This window comes from uncultured Flavobacterium sp., assembly GCF_951805225.1.
GTDB lineage: Bacteria > Bacteroidota > Bacteroidia > Flavobacteriales > Flavobacteriaceae > Flavobacterium.
The window spans coordinates 5,394,357-5,411,100 of the sequence record NZ_OX638201.1 but is presented as its reverse complement, the minus strand read 5'-3'; the positions used below and the strand labels follow the sequence as shown (position 1 = coordinate 5,411,100).

The following is a 16,744-nucleotide window of genomic DNA, read 5'->3' as shown; positions in this document are numbered from 1 at the left end:
TTAATTTTTGATTCTAAATTGTGCAATTATTTCCACGTATAAGTTCCTACTGATCCTGCGGCTAATGTACTTGTAACCCATTTACCGTCGAATTTGATGTTGAATGTTATGCTTGTTGAACCGTCATTTTCAACAATAAGAACTTTTGAACCTGATGGTGTAATAAAAGCAACATTTTGTAAATCTCCGCCTGAATTACTTGCGATTCTAATAGAACCTGCCGGAACAAATTTTGATGCGTGTGCAATAATATAATAACCAACATTACGCTGAAAATTTTCGTTTGACGTCACGGTCAAAGCTCCTTTACACATGCTACAGCCACTAGGAGTATGTGGGCCATAACTACCGTTGTTTGCCAAATTCCATTCTAATGCATTTTTACTATAATTTCTCATAGAACCAATGATTATATTTCGAACATGCCATTTTAAATCTCCTTCAAAACTACCTTCTGAAGAGGTCCATTGTTCTGTGAAATACACATTTTTTGTTGGATAAGAGTTGTAAACATTCGTAAGCGCGCTAATATCTCCAGAATATAAATGGAAAGCTGATCCGTCTACATAAGGAAATGCATCGGCGTCAGCCAAAATTGCTTTTGGATAATTTGGATTATCACAATTATGATCGTAAGCAATAATTTTTGTCGAAATATTCGCTGCTTTAAAAGCTGGTCCTAAATTCGCTTTGATAAAGTTAGTCTGGTCTAAAGCCGACATATACATACTTGGCTCATTACCGTCGTGTAAAGGTTCATTTTGAGGAGTTATCGCGTCAATTGTAATTCCTTCGGCTTTCATTTGCTGAATGTACTTCACAAAATATTTAGCATAAACATCATAATATTGTGTTTGTAATTTTCCGCCAATAAAACTGTCTTTGTCTTTCATCCAAAGTGGCGCTGACCAAGGTGTTGCCAAAATTAAAATCTTAGGATTAATTGCTATAATTTCTTTCAAAAGTGCAATTACTCCGGTTTTGTCTTTGTCTAAACTAAATTTTGCAAGGGCTAAATCTGTTTCTCCTGCCGCAAGGTCATTATAAGTAAAAGGCGTTGCATTCAAATCTGAAGCTCCAATACTTATTCTTAAATAACTTATTCCTATAGAACCGTCTCCTGTTCCAAATAATTCTTTCAAAAGGGCACTTTTCTTTGCCGCTGTTAATTGATTGATTACTTCAGCACTTCCGCCTGTTAAAGTGTATCCAAAACCATCTACGGTTTGGTATTTTTGACTTGCGTTTACTTCAATATTTGCATACGAATTAGAAGTTGTATTAAATCCTAAACTTCCCGTTTGTTTTGCCAATAAAACGCTTTGATCTGATTTTGTCAACCAGAAATCGACATCGTTAGTTACTACTACTGGCGGAATTACCGGTGGCGGTCCTTGTTCTACGGCATCATTTGAAGAGGAACATTTAACCTGAGCAAAAATCGCAACTCCAAGAAATAAGGCTTTTATAGTATTTTTTAAAATAGGTTTCATTTTTATAGTTTTTTAGTTAGTGCGGCTGCTAGTTTATAATAGTTTGCATAGCATGAGCCGGAATAGTGATTGTGGTTTTTGTATCGTGGTTTATTAGCGTGTAAACAACTTCTTTTTCTGACTGGTTCATAACAATGGTAATTATCTTGTTATCAGAATTTTTAAATGAGGTGCTTATTAATGTTTTATCGCTAATAGTTTCAATTATTCTCTTAGCATTTGGTCGGATAAATTTTGAGAAATGACCAATATAATAGTACATTGGAGTGTATATTAATTCGTCTTTTGTGGTGTCTGCATGAATTGGCGCAAAGCAAAAATTACCAACGTGGTTTGGTCCTCCGTTTTGGTCCAGAAGAATATTCCAATCTGTCCAGCCTACAGTTCCGTTATTGAAATCGTTGATCATATTGATTCCGTATCGTTCTGCATTTCCCCAAAACTGAAATCTTGTGGCGTCAAATTTTTCGATACAACCTTCTGTGAAAAGTAAATTTTTGTTTGGAAATTCTGCGTGAACTTTCCCTACTGATTCAAATTTCGGAGTTCCGCCATTCCATGTTTCATACCAGTGAAATCCAATTCCCCAGGCGTATTTTGAAACTTCAGGATCTGAGAAAACCAGTTTGGCTCTTGTTTCTAACATATCTCCGCGATTGTGGTCCCAAATGATAATGTTTTTAGAACTAAGTCCTTCTTTTTCTAAAGTTGGTCCAAGAAAGTTTTTTAGAAAATCTCTTTCGGCTTCCGGAGTATAAATGCAGGATTCCCATCTTTGTTTTGCCATTGGCTCATTTTGAATGGTTAATCCCCAAATTGGAATGCCTTCTTTTTCATATGCTTTTATAAACTTAGCATAATAATTTGCCCAAGATTGTGCAAATTCCGGCAAGAGAACGCCGCCGTGCAAAATATCGTTATTGTCTTTCATGAAAGCTGGGGGGCTCCAAGGACTGGCAAATAAGGTTAATTTCCCGCCGGCTGTTTCAATTGCTTTTTTTATTAATGGGATTCGATATTTTCTATCGTGATCAATATTGAAGGTTTTCAGGTCTTTGTCTCCTTCTGCAACATAAGTGTAACTGTCGCTGCTGAAATCGCAACTATGTATATTGGTTCTGGCTAATGTATAACCAATTCCTTTGTTTTTGTCGTAATAGGCTGTCAGAAATTCTTGTTGTTTTTTAGGAGATAATTTGGCAAAAACTTCTGCGCTTGCATCTGTTATGGCACCACCAATTCCTAAGAAAGTCTGATCTGTTTTTTCAGGATCCAGAATTATAGAAACTGTTGAATTTGTTTCTTTCGAAATTAAATCATTCGATAGTGATAATCTTAATTTTGTGTTTTCGGCGGTGGTATAAACTTCAACTTTTTTGTTTGATTTGGATGCCGAAACTGATGAATTATTCACCACTTTTGATGAAGAACAACTTAATTGTAGAACTAGTATTGGTGCTATTAAAATTCTATTTGTGATTTTCATTGTACTTTCAAAAAACTTTTAAAATTAAAATTAAATTGAGGGTCAAATTGGATGATTCAATTCGACCCTCCTACCTAATTACAAAATATTAATACACTAATGTCTGAATAGCATGTGCAGGAATTTTTACTACTGCTTTTTCAGCAGCTATAATTAAATTGTATGTAAGTTCTTTATCAGATTGATTCATGACAATTGTTGCCATTGTTCCGTCTGTATTCAAAAATGAAGTACTTAATAAAGCGCTTCTGCTTACTGCTGTACTAACTCTTACTGCATTCAAATGAATGAATTTTGAAAAATGTCCGATATAATAATACGATGGCGTGTAAATTAATTCGCCTGTTGTTGTGTCTGCATGAATTGGTGAAAAACAGAAGTTTCCAACATGATTTGGTCCTCCGTTTTGATCTAAAAGAATGTTCCAATCTGTCCATGCAGCTGTTCCATTATTAAAATCATTAATCATAGAGATACCATATCTTTCTCCGTTACCCCAAAATTGATATTTTGCTGCATCAAATTTTTCGATACATCCTTCTGTAAACATTAATCCTTTGTCAGGATATGCTTCATGTACTTTGCCTACGTTATCAAACATTGATGCACCGCCAGACCATGTTTCGTACCAGTGAAAACCCATTCCCCAAACATACTTTGAAGCTTCCGGATCAGAATAAATTACATTGGCTCTGTAGTTCATTAAATCACGATTATGATCCCATACAATGATTTTTACATTGCCCAGTTTTTCTTTTTTCAGCGTTGGCCCAAGGAAATTTTTAATAAAATCTCTTTCTGCTTCTGCAGTATAAACACAAGATTCCCAGGTTTGAATTGCCATTGGTTCATTTTGAGTTGAAGTTCCCCAAATTGGAATTCCTTCTTTCTCATATGCTTTTATAAACTTGGCATAAAAATTTGCCCATGTTTGATAATATTCCGGTAATAATGTTCCGCCTTTCAGGACGTTTTTATTACTTTTCATAAAAGCATTTGGCGACCAAGGAGCAACATAAGTAGTTAATTTTCCTCCTGCTGTTTTTATGGCTTGCTTTATTAATGGAATGCGAAATTGTCTATCGTGATCAATCGAAAACGTTTTTAAATCTTTGTCTCCTTCTTCGATATAAGAATAGCTTCCACTGCTAAAATCAGAACTTTGTATCGTGGTTCTTAGCAATGAATAGCCTATACCTTTTTGTTTATCATAGTAGGCATTTAAAAATTCTGTTTGTTTTTCTTTTGAAAGTTTAGCAAAAATTTCAGCACTTGCATCGGTAATAGCGCCTCCAATTCCCATAAAGGTTTGGAACTTTTTTGATGGTTGTACAAAAACTGACGACTCTGTTTCAAGAGGTTGTTTTGATGCTGAGAAAGTTAAATTATCTGTAGATGTTAATCTTAAATTTGAGTTCTCGGCTGTAGTATAAACTGTTATTTTTTTTCCATTGGTTGTAAATTCTTTTTTTGTCTTTGGCTGTTGTGCAAAAGTTGCCAGCGAAAACAGAAAGCATAGAATTTTAGAACTATTTTTTTTCATTCTTTCCTTATTATTTTAAATTCTAATTGAAGTTTTTTAAAGAAACTCTTTATCTATAAAAACACATTCTAGTAGTTTAAGGATTTAAAAATAGCCCATACTCATAGTGATTATGGGCTATTTACAACCAAACTTAAACTTAACTTTATCTTCTTATTTTGCTCTCATTTCAACCCTTCCGATTGTAATTCCGTCTTTTGTAAATTTGTTACCATTACCACCACTTCTGATAAGTAAATAGATTTTACCGGTTGTATTGAATTTAACTACGTTAGAAACTTCACCAACTTTTTCATTTTTAACACATCCAACAATAGATAATCTACCTAAGAATGCGCTTTTAGCACAACCATCCCAAGTACTTAATCCCATTACTTTGTTGTCTTTGTACTCAACACCGTCTACAGGAACTGTTGTACCAGCATATACTTCAAACCATGTTTCATCAGATCCGCTTGCAGATGTAACTAACATATCGATTGTATATTCTTTATCTTTTACAACATCAATTGCTTGGTAAATACCTTCTTGTGCACCACCACCTGCGTGAATTGTAGCGCTTCCTGTTGCAAATGACCAGAAAGCAGCTCCTGTAGAGCTTAACTTTGCCGATGTCCATTGAGCAGCGTCTGCTGGAGTACTAAAGAATCCTCCTCTTACTAAATTAGGTTTAGCAGGATCTGAAGTTGCAACAACAATATCATGAGCAGTAGTTTCTGTTTTTCCTCCGGCTGCAACTGCAATATGTTTAACTGTGTAAGTACCAGCATCCGGCAATACAATTTTTTCAGTCATTTTACCTAAGTAAGGTCCGTATCCAATATCCCAGTAAGATTCGATAATACCTGGTATTTTAGATGTCAAAATATACGTATTTACTTCTCCGGTAACAGGAGTAATAGTGAATGCTGAATCAACGCTTGAAGCAATTAAAACGTTAGGATTAACATCTTCACTACAACTATTTAGCGTTCCTCCTAATGCTAAACATAACATTAGGTATACACTTGTTCTTAAATTTATATTTAAATTCATGTTCTTTATTTTTGGTTAGTTAGGTTTACTGATAATTAGGATTTTGTTTCAATTTAGTACCATTAAGTTCTGTGTAAGGTATAGGGAAAATCTCGTCTGTACCTGCATCAAAACCTCTATCAGATAATGCTGCTGCAGCATCTCCCCATCTTACTAAGTCAAAAAATCTATGACCTTCACCAGCTAACTCTAATCTTCTTTCTTTTTTGATAGCTGCTAACGTAACTGGTACAGAAGCTAATCCAACTCTAGCTCTAACTGCATCAAGTAAAGCTTGTGCTCTTGCTCCTGAACCTAAAGCTTCTGCTTCCATTAGGTAAGTATCTGCAAGTCTGATGATATAAGAATTTTGTTTGTAGTTCAATTCCTGATTACCTCCACCAGTACGAACGTCTGATTGTCTTGGAAGATATTTATTCAAGAAAAGACCTGTATCTTGATAAGCAGGAATATAATCTGCTTTACCAGCTGCTTTTAAAGCTTTAATATTAAGAATAGTAGCATCTAATCTTGGATCTCCTTGCATTGCATCATACAATTTTTGAGTTGCCACGTTAAAAGCCCATCCTGAAGGAAGATCTGGTGCATCAGAACCTTTTGGTCTTGAATATCCTCTTGGCCCGATCATTTGGTTCAAAGAGTTTCCTTCGTCTTTACCTTGTCCCCAGAAACTCCAGTCAGTATTACCTGCACTACTGTGAGATACTTCTAAAAGTGATTCTGCATTAAATTTATTTGAAGTCACCCATAAATCGCTAAATGCAGGAAGTAATTTATTTCCGTATTGATTTGTTTGACCTGGTGTTCCATTTACTTGAGCCAAAACTGTAGCTGCATCAGAATTTTTACCTTCAAACAAGTATACTTTTCCTAATATTGCTTGTGCTGCTCCTTTATTAAGTCTTCCTGCTTCTGTTTTTGCATCAACAGTATTTGGTAAATTAGGAATAGCTTCTATTAAATCTTTTTCTATTTGTGCATAAACTACCTCTGGTTTAACTTGTTCCGGATCATAAATAGTCTGTGTATTTAATGGTACCAAAACCAATGGAATGTTTTTAAACAATCTCACTAAATTAAAATAGTAAAGTGCACGTAATGCTTTAGCTTCACTAGCAAATCTAGCTCTTACAGCATTATCCATAGAAGCTGCAGGAAGTTTTTCTAACAAGATATTTGCTCTTGAAACACCTTGATAGTGGTCATTCCAGTAACTACCAGGAATACTGATTGAACTAAGTGAGTGTGTAGAGAAATTCTGAATTCCGTTTCCATCTGTTGCGCTTCCTCCTCCTGCATAAAAATCATCAGATCCTGCATTTAGCATTGCTACTAAGTTTTCGAAACCACCTGTATTCTTTCTCAACGGATCATAAACTCCAATTAAAGCTGAATAACATTGTTGCTCATTAGAAAAGTAAGTACTTGTATCAAATTTTCCTTTTGGGTCAATGGTAACAAAATCTTCAGAACAAGATCCGCCTAGAGCTGCTAATGCAACTGCACAGTATATGTATTTAAATTTTATAGTTTTCATAATTTTTTAATTTTTAAAATTGAACGTTAGCTCCTAACAAAATAGATCTTGCTTGTGGATAAACTCCTTTATCTACACCATAAACCTGACCTCCAATTTCCGGATCATATCCTGTGTATTTTGTAAAAGTGATTAAATTCTCTCCAGTTAAGTAGAAACGAATTTTATCTGAACCAATCTTAGATGATAAGCCCGTTGGAAGTGTGTATCCAACCTGAACAATTTTTAAACGTAAGTAATTTCCATTTTCAAGATAAAAATCAGACATATTACTGAAGTTTTTGTTTGGATCGTTATTAGTCAATCTAGGATAATCGTTTGATGTTCCTTCTCCAACCCAACGCTCTAAAGCTTTTGTTTGATAGTTTGCATTCAAGATATCAAGTCTTCTTAGACCTTGGAAAATTTTACTTCCTGCAGATCCTTGAGTAAATGCCATGAAATCAAAGTTTTTGTAGTCTAAGTTAATAGTAAGACCAAAAGTGTATTTAGGAATATTTGTTCCTAAGAATTGTTTATCATCATCTGTAATTTTACCATCACCATTTGAATCTGTCCAACGGAAATCTCCAGGTTTAGCATTTGGCTGAATTAAACCTCCAGCAGCATTTTTGTAAGCAGCAACTTCTGCTTCATTTTGAAAAATACCAGCTGTTTTATAACCATAGAATTCATTGAATGAGTGACCAACTTGTGTTCTTGTTACAGGTCCCATAGATTGGAAAGTAGCATCTCCAACAATGTAGTTTGTAGATGAACCAACATAAGTAATCTCATTTTTCAAGTAAGCAACATTCGCATTAACACCTAAGTTAAAATCTCCAAGTCTTTTCTTGTAACCCAATTCAACCTCAAAACCACTGTTATCCATATCTGCAATATTCGCAGACGGTGCATCAACAACTCCTACATATCCAGGAATTACAACGTTTCTTAAGATTCCTTTTGTTGTTTTTTTGTAGTAATCTAATGCAAGAGTGAAATCATTGAAAAGTTTTGCATCAAGACCAATTGTAGTTTGTGATGTTTCTTCCCATCCTAAATCAGCATTAGGTAAAGTTGAGTTTCCATAACCAGTTGTAATTCCACCTGTGTTTCCAACAGAATAGTTATATCCACCAACAACTAAAGCTCTGTATTTGAAATCATCGATGTTATCGTTACCAACAACTCCGTAACCTCCACGTAATTTTAATGTATTAACTACATTGTTTTCTTTCCAGAATCCTTCTTTCGAAATTACCCATCCTAAAGAGAATGAAGGGAAAACTCCAAATTTTTTGTTTTCACCAAAACGAGTTGATCCATCACGACGAACGATTCCTGTGAAAAGATATTTTTCTCTAAAATCATAGTTAGCACGTAAGAACAACGAAGCTAATTTGTGTTGTACAAAATCCTCTGAAACGTTTACTCTGTCAGCTTGAGGAATATCAAAATTAAAAGAAGCATCTCTATAACTTGTGATTGGCAGACCAAACATAGTTACTCCAATTTTACCACCAATGTTTTCAACATAAGCACCTTGACCTGCTAAAACATTAATACTGTGATCACCAAATTTATTAGAGTAAGTCAAAATATTTTCTAGAGTCCATGAAAATGATTTATTATTATTCTGTCCATAGTTATTTTTATCAGCTTTCATGTTTGGATTTAAGAAGAAAACCGGAGTAAAGCCTTGGTCTCCCCAATAAGCTAATTTACCACCAAGTGTAGTTCTGAATTTTAAATGAGGAGTAATGTTAGCCTCTAAATAAGCGTTCCCAACAAAATCATCCGACCAGCTATATCCACCCAATCTAGTTTGCGTATAAGCTAAAGGATTTGTCATCTCTTGTTGAACTAAAGAAGAAATTCCGTAAGGATTTCCGTTTGGATCTCTTATAATATTTGGATTTGTATAGAAACCTGTATTAGCAACTGCAGGATCTGTAACAACTAATGGAGTAATTGGATCTAAGTTAATTGCAGAACTTAAAGGTCCTCCAAATTCACTGTTTGTATTTCCAATACCTTTAGTTACTTGATGCGTATATCCAAAAGTTTGTCCGAAAGTAAAATAATCAGAAATTTTGTGTGTAGAGTTTAAACGGAAATTTTTCTTTGTATAGTTTGAAATTTCTGTTGCAACAATACCTTCTTGATCTTGTATTCCGAAAGAAGCATAAAAAGTAGATTTTTCACCACCACCACTAATACTTAATTCGTGAGTATATCTAAAAGCAGAATTATTAAAAATTGCATCTTGCCAATTTGTACCTTGTCCTAATGCTGATGGATTAGCATATTTAATACCTCCGCCATCTGCTAAAGATTTCTCATTCATGATTGCTCCATACTGTGTAGCATTAAGCATATCTAATTTTTTAGCCGGACCAGAAACACCTGCAAAACCATTATAGTTTACAGAGATTTTTCCTGATTTTCCTTTTTTAGTTGTAACCAAGATAACCCCAGTTGCAGCACGAGTACCATAGATTGCAGCAGAAGCAGCATCTTTAAGAACCTCGATAGATTCGATATCACTTTGATTGATGAAACCAATAGCATTTGCGTCTACAGCAATACCATCAACAACCCATAAAGGATCATTTCCACCTTCTCTAAAAGTAGTTATACCTCTAATACGAACCTTTGATTTTTCACCAGGTTGTCCAGAAACAGCAGCAACAGATACACCCGCTACTCTACCTTGTAATGTTTGTTCAACTCTTCCGTTTGGTACTTTTTCAAGATCAGCTGCTTTTACGCTGGAAATAGCTCCAGTTACTACAGATTTCTTTTGAGTACCATATCCAACAACTACAACCTCATTTAATGATTGTGATTCTGGTTTTAATTGAATTGTAATTTTTGTTCTCCCATTTACAGCTTCACTAACTGGCGCATATCCAATAAAAGTAACTGTTAAAACACCATTTGAAGGTGACTGAATTTGGAATTTTCCATCAAAATCCGATGCCGTTGACTTAGTTGTTCCTTTTAATACAATAGTAGCACCCGGAACTGGCATTCCACTTTCATCAGTTATTACTCCGTTAACCGTGACATCCTGAGCCACAGCTATAACCGAGAATAACAAAGACGAAATACAAAAAATAAGTAATTTTGTTAATTTCATTTTTCTAAAAATTTTGGTTAATTAATTAGTAATTTGATGCAATAATAATCTTAATTTTTTACTATCAACAATTAAATTTCATTACAAAAACACATCAAACTAAATTTTTGTACTTTACAAAAACACATCATTTTTTTCATAAACATCTAATTTACAATATTTTAAAATATAAATATTAAATGTTATCAAAATGTTAATTGCAAAAATAAACACTACACTAGTATAAGATTGCTTATTTTTATTAAAAAAAGAGCTTCCTACAACGAAATAGTAGACATATAAAGAAGTTAAATAACTAAAAAACAAATACTTATCTTTTAAAATCCCAAATAAATAGAAAAATTTATGAAATTGATAAAATCATATTTTTATATTACTTTTTTTACATTATTCACAATCACCTTTTTTGGGCAAGTAAAAAACATTGGATTGCCTGATGTAAGAAATTACAAGCGAAACGAATATAAAGGTGGTACTCAAAACTGGAATATTGGTCAGGATAAAAACGGAAACTTATATTTTGCTAATAATAATGGGCTTTTACAGTTTGATGGATCATCATGGCGAAAATATCCATTGCCAAATCTAACTTCTGTGAGATGTTTAAAGATTGATGATTCCGGGAAAATATATGTGGGCGGATATAATGAATTTGGTTATTTCCAGCCCGATACTAAAGGTAGACTTAAATACACATCATTAGCCAAACATGTTGATAAGAGGAAAATCAAAATAATTGACTTTATCTGGAAAATCCATTCCTTTAATAATCAGACTATCTTTCAATCTTTTGCCAGAATCTATATATTCAAAAATGGAAAATTATCCATATTAGAAGCCCCTAAACGTTTTCAGTTTTCATTTGTAGTCAATAACAAGCTTTATTTACAAGATGTTGAAAAAGGAATATTGGAATATAAAGACGGGAAACTATACACATTACCCAACACAACCAGCTTAAATAATACGGAGATATGGGGAATGTATTCGATCGCAAAAAACAAAACCTTAATTATAACACTTGAAAAAGGTCTATTTGTTTATGAAAACAATAAAATAACTCCTTGGGATACTGAAGCCAATAATTTTGTTAAGAAGAACAACTCTCTTGGCGGCGTAACAATAAACAACAGTGCTATTGTATTAAACTCGGTTTTGGATGGTATAATAATATGTGATTATAATGGGAAAATAATCCAACACATCAATAGAAAAAAAGGATTGCAGAATAATACCGTTCTAACTTCTTTTATAGACAATAAAAACAATCTTTGGTTAGGTCTTGACAATGGTATTGCATTTGTTAACGAGAGTTCTCCATTTACTTACTTCGGCTTTAGTTATGATATTAGTACCGTATATGCATCCGTAATTCATGACGGAAACTTATATGTTGCCACAAATCAAGGTGTTTTTTACCATGCCTGGAACAATAGTTTTAAAGAAGATGTTTTTAAACTTGTCGAAGGAACTACAGCCCAATCGTGGAATGTTCAGGTCGTAGAAAATGAACTTATTTGCTCAAACAACAGAGGAGCTTTAACCATAAAAGGCGGAAGAGTAACAAATATAATCGATTCAAAAGGTTATTTTGGATTCAAGAAAATACCAAATCATCCCGGCTTTTATATCGGTTCCAATTATGACGGATTTGCTATATTCCAAAAAACACCAAGCGGATTAGTTTACAAAAATCAAATATCAGGATTCGACAAATCATCAAACAGTTTTGAACTTGATGAATCGTATTTATGGCTCAAAAAAGATGAATCTATATATAGAATGTCTCTTAGCAATGATTTAGTGAAATTTGCTACTATCAAAAAAATTGATCACTTAACTCCTCAATTTAAAAACATTGGAAGCCTTCAGAAAATAGACAATCGCATCTATTTTCAAACCAACAATCATTTTTATAAATATTCAAAAGAACAGGATTTATTCTTTGAAGATAAAAACCTAACGAAATTATTCAAAAATATACCTATTATAAACGCATTAAGCGAAGATTCTCAGTCTAATTTGTGGTATGCATTCAATGAATCTTTGGGCGTTTTAATGAAACAAAATAACAAGTATAAAAATATTGTTGCGCCATTTTCAAACCTAACCGGAAACTTAGTTAGCAATTATTTGTCAGTAAACACAATTGATTCCAAGAATATTTTTATTGGATTAACGGATGGATTAGCACATTACGATTCTCAATTTCTGAATAACTTCGTAACAAAACCAAAAGCTTTTATTCGTAGTTTTTCATTTCCCGGAGACACTATTATTTTGGGAAACAATCAAAATAAAACCGAAAACATTCGCATTCCTTATTCGTCAAATCACGTGCGATTTACATTTTCATCTCCAACATATGAGAATCTTGAAAATGTCGAATTCTCGTATCAATTAGAGCCTTTTGATGACAAATGGAGTAATTGGTCTACTATATCACTGAAAGAATACACCAATCTTCGTGAAGGCGAATACACAATGAATGTAAAAGTTAGAAATAGTTATGGTGTACAATCTTCACCGGCAAAACTTTCTTTTACTATTTCTCCGCCTTGGTACAGACATTTCTTAGCTTTCATGTTTTACTTCATATTAATAGTTGTGGGAATCTATTTGATTTCTACGCGAATAAAAATGAAGATCAGAAAGAACAAATATTATGAAACTATAGAACAACGAAGACTTTATCTGGAGAAAGAGTCAAAAATCAGACAGGAACAATATGATCTTGAAAAAGAAATTGAAAAGCTGAAAAATGACAAGCTACAAATAAAAATCTTAGCAAAAGATAAAGAACTGGTGAATAATTCTTTGCAGGTTGTAAAGAAAAACAAAATCCTGAACGGAATCATCCATAAACTAAAAGAAATTGACGTTGAAGCATTAGATGACTCAACTAAATTTCAAGTTAGTAAACTGAATAAAAGCATCGTCAAAGAGGTTAATACAGACAAAAGCTGGAAAGATCTGGAGAAACACATCAAAAACGTGCATTTTGAATTCTTAAAAAGATTAAAAGAAAAATACCCAACGATTTCACCTCGAGAACTCGATTTATCAACTTATTTATTAATGAATATGTCGACGAAAGAAATTGCCGAAATCATGAATATTTCGACCGGAGGTGTTGAATTAGCCAGATATAGATTAAGAAAAAAACTGGGCTTAAATAAAAAAGAAAATCTCATAGGGTTTTTAATGAGCATCTAATAAAGAAAAAATCCATCAGCCGCGGCTGATGGATTTTTTACTTAAATATATTCTAATGTTCGCTCAAGCGCCATGCCACGCGAACCTTTTATTAAAATTGTATTTTCGTCAAAATGAATCGTTTTTAAATATTCGGCGAAAGCATCAAAAGTTTCGAAGAAGTGAATATTTTCGTTAGAAACTTTATTTTCATAAAAGTATTTCCCAATCAAATAACAAACGGAGTTATTTTGATTTGATAATGAATCGACAATGATTTTGTGTTCTTCATGACTTTCATTTCCAAGTTCAAACATATCTCCCAAAATCATGACTTTGTCATGATTTTCTAATTGCAGAAAATTAGTAATCGCAACAGCCATACTACTCGGATTAGCATTATATGCATCCAATATAATTTGATTTGATCCTTTTTTCAGCAATTGAGATCTGTTATTCTCCGGAATATAGTTTTCTATTGCTTGTTTTACGTCATTCTCATCAACTTTAAAATACTTTCCTATCGCAACTGCTGCATTGATATTATTAGCATTATAAAGCCCTATTAAATGAGATTGAACATTAAAATTCTCGTAATTAATAACAACGAAAGGATTTGCTTCTACACTTTTAATATTAAGATTTGATTCCTCTTTATTTATTCCGAAAGTAAATGTCTCGATTCCTTTAGATTTCTCAATTTGAATTGGATCTTCCAGATTAACAAAAGCCAGTTTCTCATTCTTTAAAAGATATTGATACATTTCGCTTTTACCTTGTATTACACCTTCAACACCACCAAAACCTTCTAAATGTGCTTTTCCAAAATTGGTAATATATCCATAATCAGGCTGAGCTAGTTCACACAAAAACTCAATCTCTTTTTTATGATTGGCGCCCATTTCAACAATTCCAATTTCTGTTTCTTTCGAAAAAGACAATAAAGTCAGTGGAACTCCAATATGATTGTTTAAATTTCCAACGGTAGCTTTTGTTTTAAACTTTTTGGAAAGAACTACATTAATAAGTTCTTTAGTTGTCGTTTTACCATTACTTCCTGTCAGTGCAATAATTGGTAATTTTAAATAAGAACGATGAAATTTTGCTAATTCCTGCAATGTTTCTAAACTGTTTTCAACCAGAATAGTTCTTTCGTCTATAGCATAAGCTGCATTGTCAATAATAACAAACAAAGCTCCCAATTCAAGTGCTTTTGACGCAAAAGTATTGGCATCAAAATTCTCTCCTTTTATAGCAAAAAACATAGAATCTTTTTCAATTTTCCTAGTATCAATTGAAACAGATTTACATTGTAAAAACAAGTTATGAATGTCCTGAATATTCATTTATATTTTATTTTATTGATCGTAAAAGTAGAAAAAAAACAATAAAAAAATTCCAAATTCCATACTGAAATAATCAGCTTTTGGAATTTGGAATTTTTTATTGAAATTTCTAAAACCTAGTTTCTAGGCGATTTTCTTTTTTCAGATTTTGCACCTACTCTTGACATTGCACATCTAAATCCGATGTAATCAGTTGCCATATCCTGAGGGAAATATCTTCTTTGAGCTGGATCTAACCAATAAGCTCTATCTCTCCAAGAACCACCTTTGTAAACTCTTACATTATCATCGATTAATGTAGTACGTTTACTTGAGTTGTCATATTTTCTAACCATTTGACCTAAACTATCAGTAGTGATATTATGTTTAGGAGAGTTGTACATTGTCTGATCAGCTTTTGGTCCTGACTCAGAATCTCCAAAGTCAAAATATCTTGAAGATTGTTTATCACCATCTCTGTAATTGATGTTGTCACTTGTACTAAAGTTAGTTCTTAAGTAAGTTTCATTTTCATCAACTGGAACCTGAGCAATTTCTCCTGGTAAATTAGTAGCAACTTTTTTACCGTTACTTAATGTTTTGTATTGAATGTTATCTTTAGTGATAATTTCAATTTTACCATCTTTACCAATTTTGTTTTTAGCGTATTGATTTCCTCTAAAGTAGTTAAAATCATTTGCTTCATTATCTATAATAGGTCTGTAAACATCGGCAACCCATTCGGCTACGTTTCCAGCCATATCGTATAATCCAAAATCATTGGCAGCATAGCTTTTTACAGCATTTGTAATATCTGCACCATCATCTGACCAACCAGCAATTCCACCGTAATCACCGTTTCCTTGTTTAAAGTTAGCCAATTGATCTCCTTTGTTTTTACGTTTAGATGAACGTGTATAATCTCCAGACCAAGGATATTTCTTTTGTCCTTTATATATATTGTATTCTCTTTGTCCAACATCTGCTGCAGCTGCATATTCCCATTCTGCTTCAGTAGGAAGTCTGTACTCTGGCAAAATAACTCCAGAAGAACGTTGTGCGTACACATTTTTAGCTTCAGGAACTACACCATCTTTTCCAGCTCTTGGTTTTCTTCCACCTGGATTTTTCTTTAATACGATTTCTTCACTACCACCACGTGCAGTACTTGGAGACATTAAATAAGCCTCAGTATTAAATGCATTATCTCCGGTAACATCATTTGTTTTAGCACCTTTTTGAAGATATCCGTTTTTCTCAAGAACAGCCTCATTAACACGGTCTGTTCTCCATTTAGCAAATTCAACAGCTTGAATCCAGTTTACACCAACTACAGGATAGTTAGCATAAGAAGGATGTCTTAAGTAGTTGTTAGTCATCGTTTCGTTATATCCTAAACGATTTCTCCACACCAATGTATCTGGCGATGCTCCTTCGTAAATGTTTTTGTAATTTTCTTCTGTTGGAGGGAAAACTTTCTTTAACCACTCCAGGTATTCTAAGTACATACCATTCGTAACTTCAGTTTCATCCATATAGAATGACTGAACGTGTTGTTGAGTAGGTGTGTTATTCCAATCGTGCATAACATCATCCTGTACTTTACCCATTGTAAATGTACCTCCTTCAACAAAAACTAAACCAGGACCAGCCTGTTGTTTTTTTCCTGCATTTCTAGCAGCCGTTCCATTCTGACTATCTACATCCCAACCTGTTGCTCTGGAAGCGTGACTGGAACTCGATTTTTTGCTACAACTAGCCGTGCCTAACATCAATACCATTGACATCATTAATTGCAGGGCTACAATTTTGTTTACTTTCATACTCATTCTTAGGTGATAAATTTAGGTGCTGCAATATAATAATTAACATTTAATTAGCAACATCTGTTCTAATAATTTTATTTAGCTGTTTTTTACCAGAAAATAACCTATAGTTACGAACGCAAAAATATACTTTTTATTATTTACTATAACATGAAATACTATATTTTTACTTACTAAAAT

Annotated in this window: 9 protein-coding genes; 1 reads left to right on the top strand and 8 read right to left on the bottom strand. The window is 33.3% G+C overall.

The window, feature by feature from the left end; all coding sequences use genetic code 11:
* Positions 1-26: 26 nt before the first annotated feature.
* From WN975_RS22520 to WN975_RS22495, 6 genes are all read right to left on the bottom strand, one after another.
* The gene (locus tag WN975_RS22520) at positions 27-1,493 is read right to left on the bottom strand and encodes a glycoside hydrolase family 30 beta sandwich domain-containing protein (RefSeq protein WP_337968437.1); all 1,467 of its coding nucleotides are present in this window, start codon (positions 1,491-1,493) and stop codon (positions 27-29) included.
* A 28-nt stretch (positions 1,494-1,521) separates the two neighbouring features.
* Complete coding sequence (locus WN975_RS22515) at positions 1,522-2,979, bottom strand: glycoside hydrolase family 30 protein (protein ID WP_337968436.1); 1,458 nt, start codon at positions 2,977-2,979, stop codon at positions 1,522-1,524.
* A gap of 88 nt (positions 2,980-3,067) precedes the next feature.
* Positions 3,068-4,522, bottom strand: coding sequence for a glycoside hydrolase family 30 protein (locus WN975_RS22510; protein ID WP_337968435.1), 1,455 nt, complete (start codon positions 4,520-4,522; stop codon positions 3,068-3,070).
* Between the two features lie 153 nt (positions 4,523-4,675).
* Positions 4,676-5,557 carry a hypothetical protein gene (locus WN975_RS22505; RefSeq protein WP_337968434.1) on the bottom strand — a complete coding sequence of 294 codons (882 nt, stop codon included), beginning with the start codon at positions 5,555-5,557 and terminating at the stop codon, positions 4,676-4,678.
* A 25-nt stretch (positions 5,558-5,582) separates the two neighbouring features.
* Complete coding sequence (locus tag WN975_RS22500; RefSeq protein WP_337968433.1) at positions 5,583-7,094, bottom strand: RagB/SusD family nutrient uptake outer membrane protein; 1,512 nt, start codon at positions 7,092-7,094, stop codon at positions 5,583-5,585.
* 13 nt (positions 7,095-7,107) lie between these two features.
* Complete coding sequence (locus WN975_RS22495; protein WP_337968432.1) at positions 7,108-10,218, bottom strand: TonB-dependent receptor; 3,111 nt, start codon at positions 10,216-10,218, stop codon at positions 7,108-7,110.
* 345 nt (positions 10,219-10,563) lie between these two features.
* On the opposite strand from WN975_RS22495, the gene WN975_RS22490 reads away from it, so the two are divergent.
* A complete protein-coding gene (locus WN975_RS22490) occupies positions 10,564-13,434 on the top strand; it encodes a triple tyrosine motif-containing protein (protein ID WP_337968431.1) in 2,871 nt (956 codons plus the stop codon).
* Between the two features lie 41 nt (positions 13,435-13,475).
* On the opposite strand, the gene murF is transcribed toward WN975_RS22490, so the two are convergent.
* The gene (murF, locus tag WN975_RS22485; protein WP_337968430.1) at positions 13,476-14,759 is read right to left on the bottom strand and encodes a UDP-N-acetylmuramoyl-tripeptide--D-alanyl-D-alanine ligase; all 1,284 of its coding nucleotides are present in this window, start codon (positions 14,757-14,759) and stop codon (positions 13,476-13,478) included.
* A 116-nt stretch (positions 14,760-14,875) separates the two neighbouring features.
* The gene (gene gldJ / locus WN975_RS22480; protein WP_337968429.1) at positions 14,876-16,561 is read right to left on the bottom strand and encodes a gliding motility lipoprotein GldJ; all 1,686 of its coding nucleotides are present in this window, start codon (positions 16,559-16,561) and stop codon (positions 14,876-14,878) included.
* Positions 16,562-16,744 lie beyond the last annotated feature (183 nt).

Coding starts and splice junctions, on each gene's coding strand:
- WN975_RS22520 (WP_337968437.1), bottom strand. CDS start 1,493: ATGAAACCTATTTTAAAAAATACTATAAAAGCCTTATTTCTTGGAGTT.
- WN975_RS22515 (WP_337968436.1), bottom strand. CDS start 2,979: ATGAAAATCACAAATAGAATTTTAATAGCACCAATACTAGTTCTACAA.
- WN975_RS22510 (WP_337968435.1), bottom strand. CDS start 4,522: ATGAAAAAAAATAGTTCTAAAATTCTATGCTTTCTGTTTTCGCTGGCA.
- WN975_RS22505 (WP_337968434.1), bottom strand. CDS start 5,557: ATGAATTTAAATATAAATTTAAGAACAAGTGTATACCTAATGTTATGT.
- WN975_RS22500 (WP_337968433.1), bottom strand. CDS start 7,094: ATGAAAACTATAAAATTTAAATACATATACTGTGCAGTTGCATTAGCA.
- WN975_RS22495 (WP_337968432.1), bottom strand. CDS start 10,218: ATGAAATTAACAAAATTACTTATTTTTTGTATTTCGTCTTTGTTATTC.
- WN975_RS22490 (WP_337968431.1), top strand. CDS start 10,564: ATGAAATTGATAAAATCATATTTTTATATTACTTTTTTTACATTATTC.
- murF (WP_337968430.1), bottom strand. CDS start 14,759: ATGAATATTCAGGACATTCATAACTTGTTTTTACAATGTAAATCTGTT.
- gldJ (WP_337968429.1), bottom strand. CDS start 16,561: ATGAAAGTAAACAAAATTGTAGCCCTGCAATTAATGATGTCAATGGTA.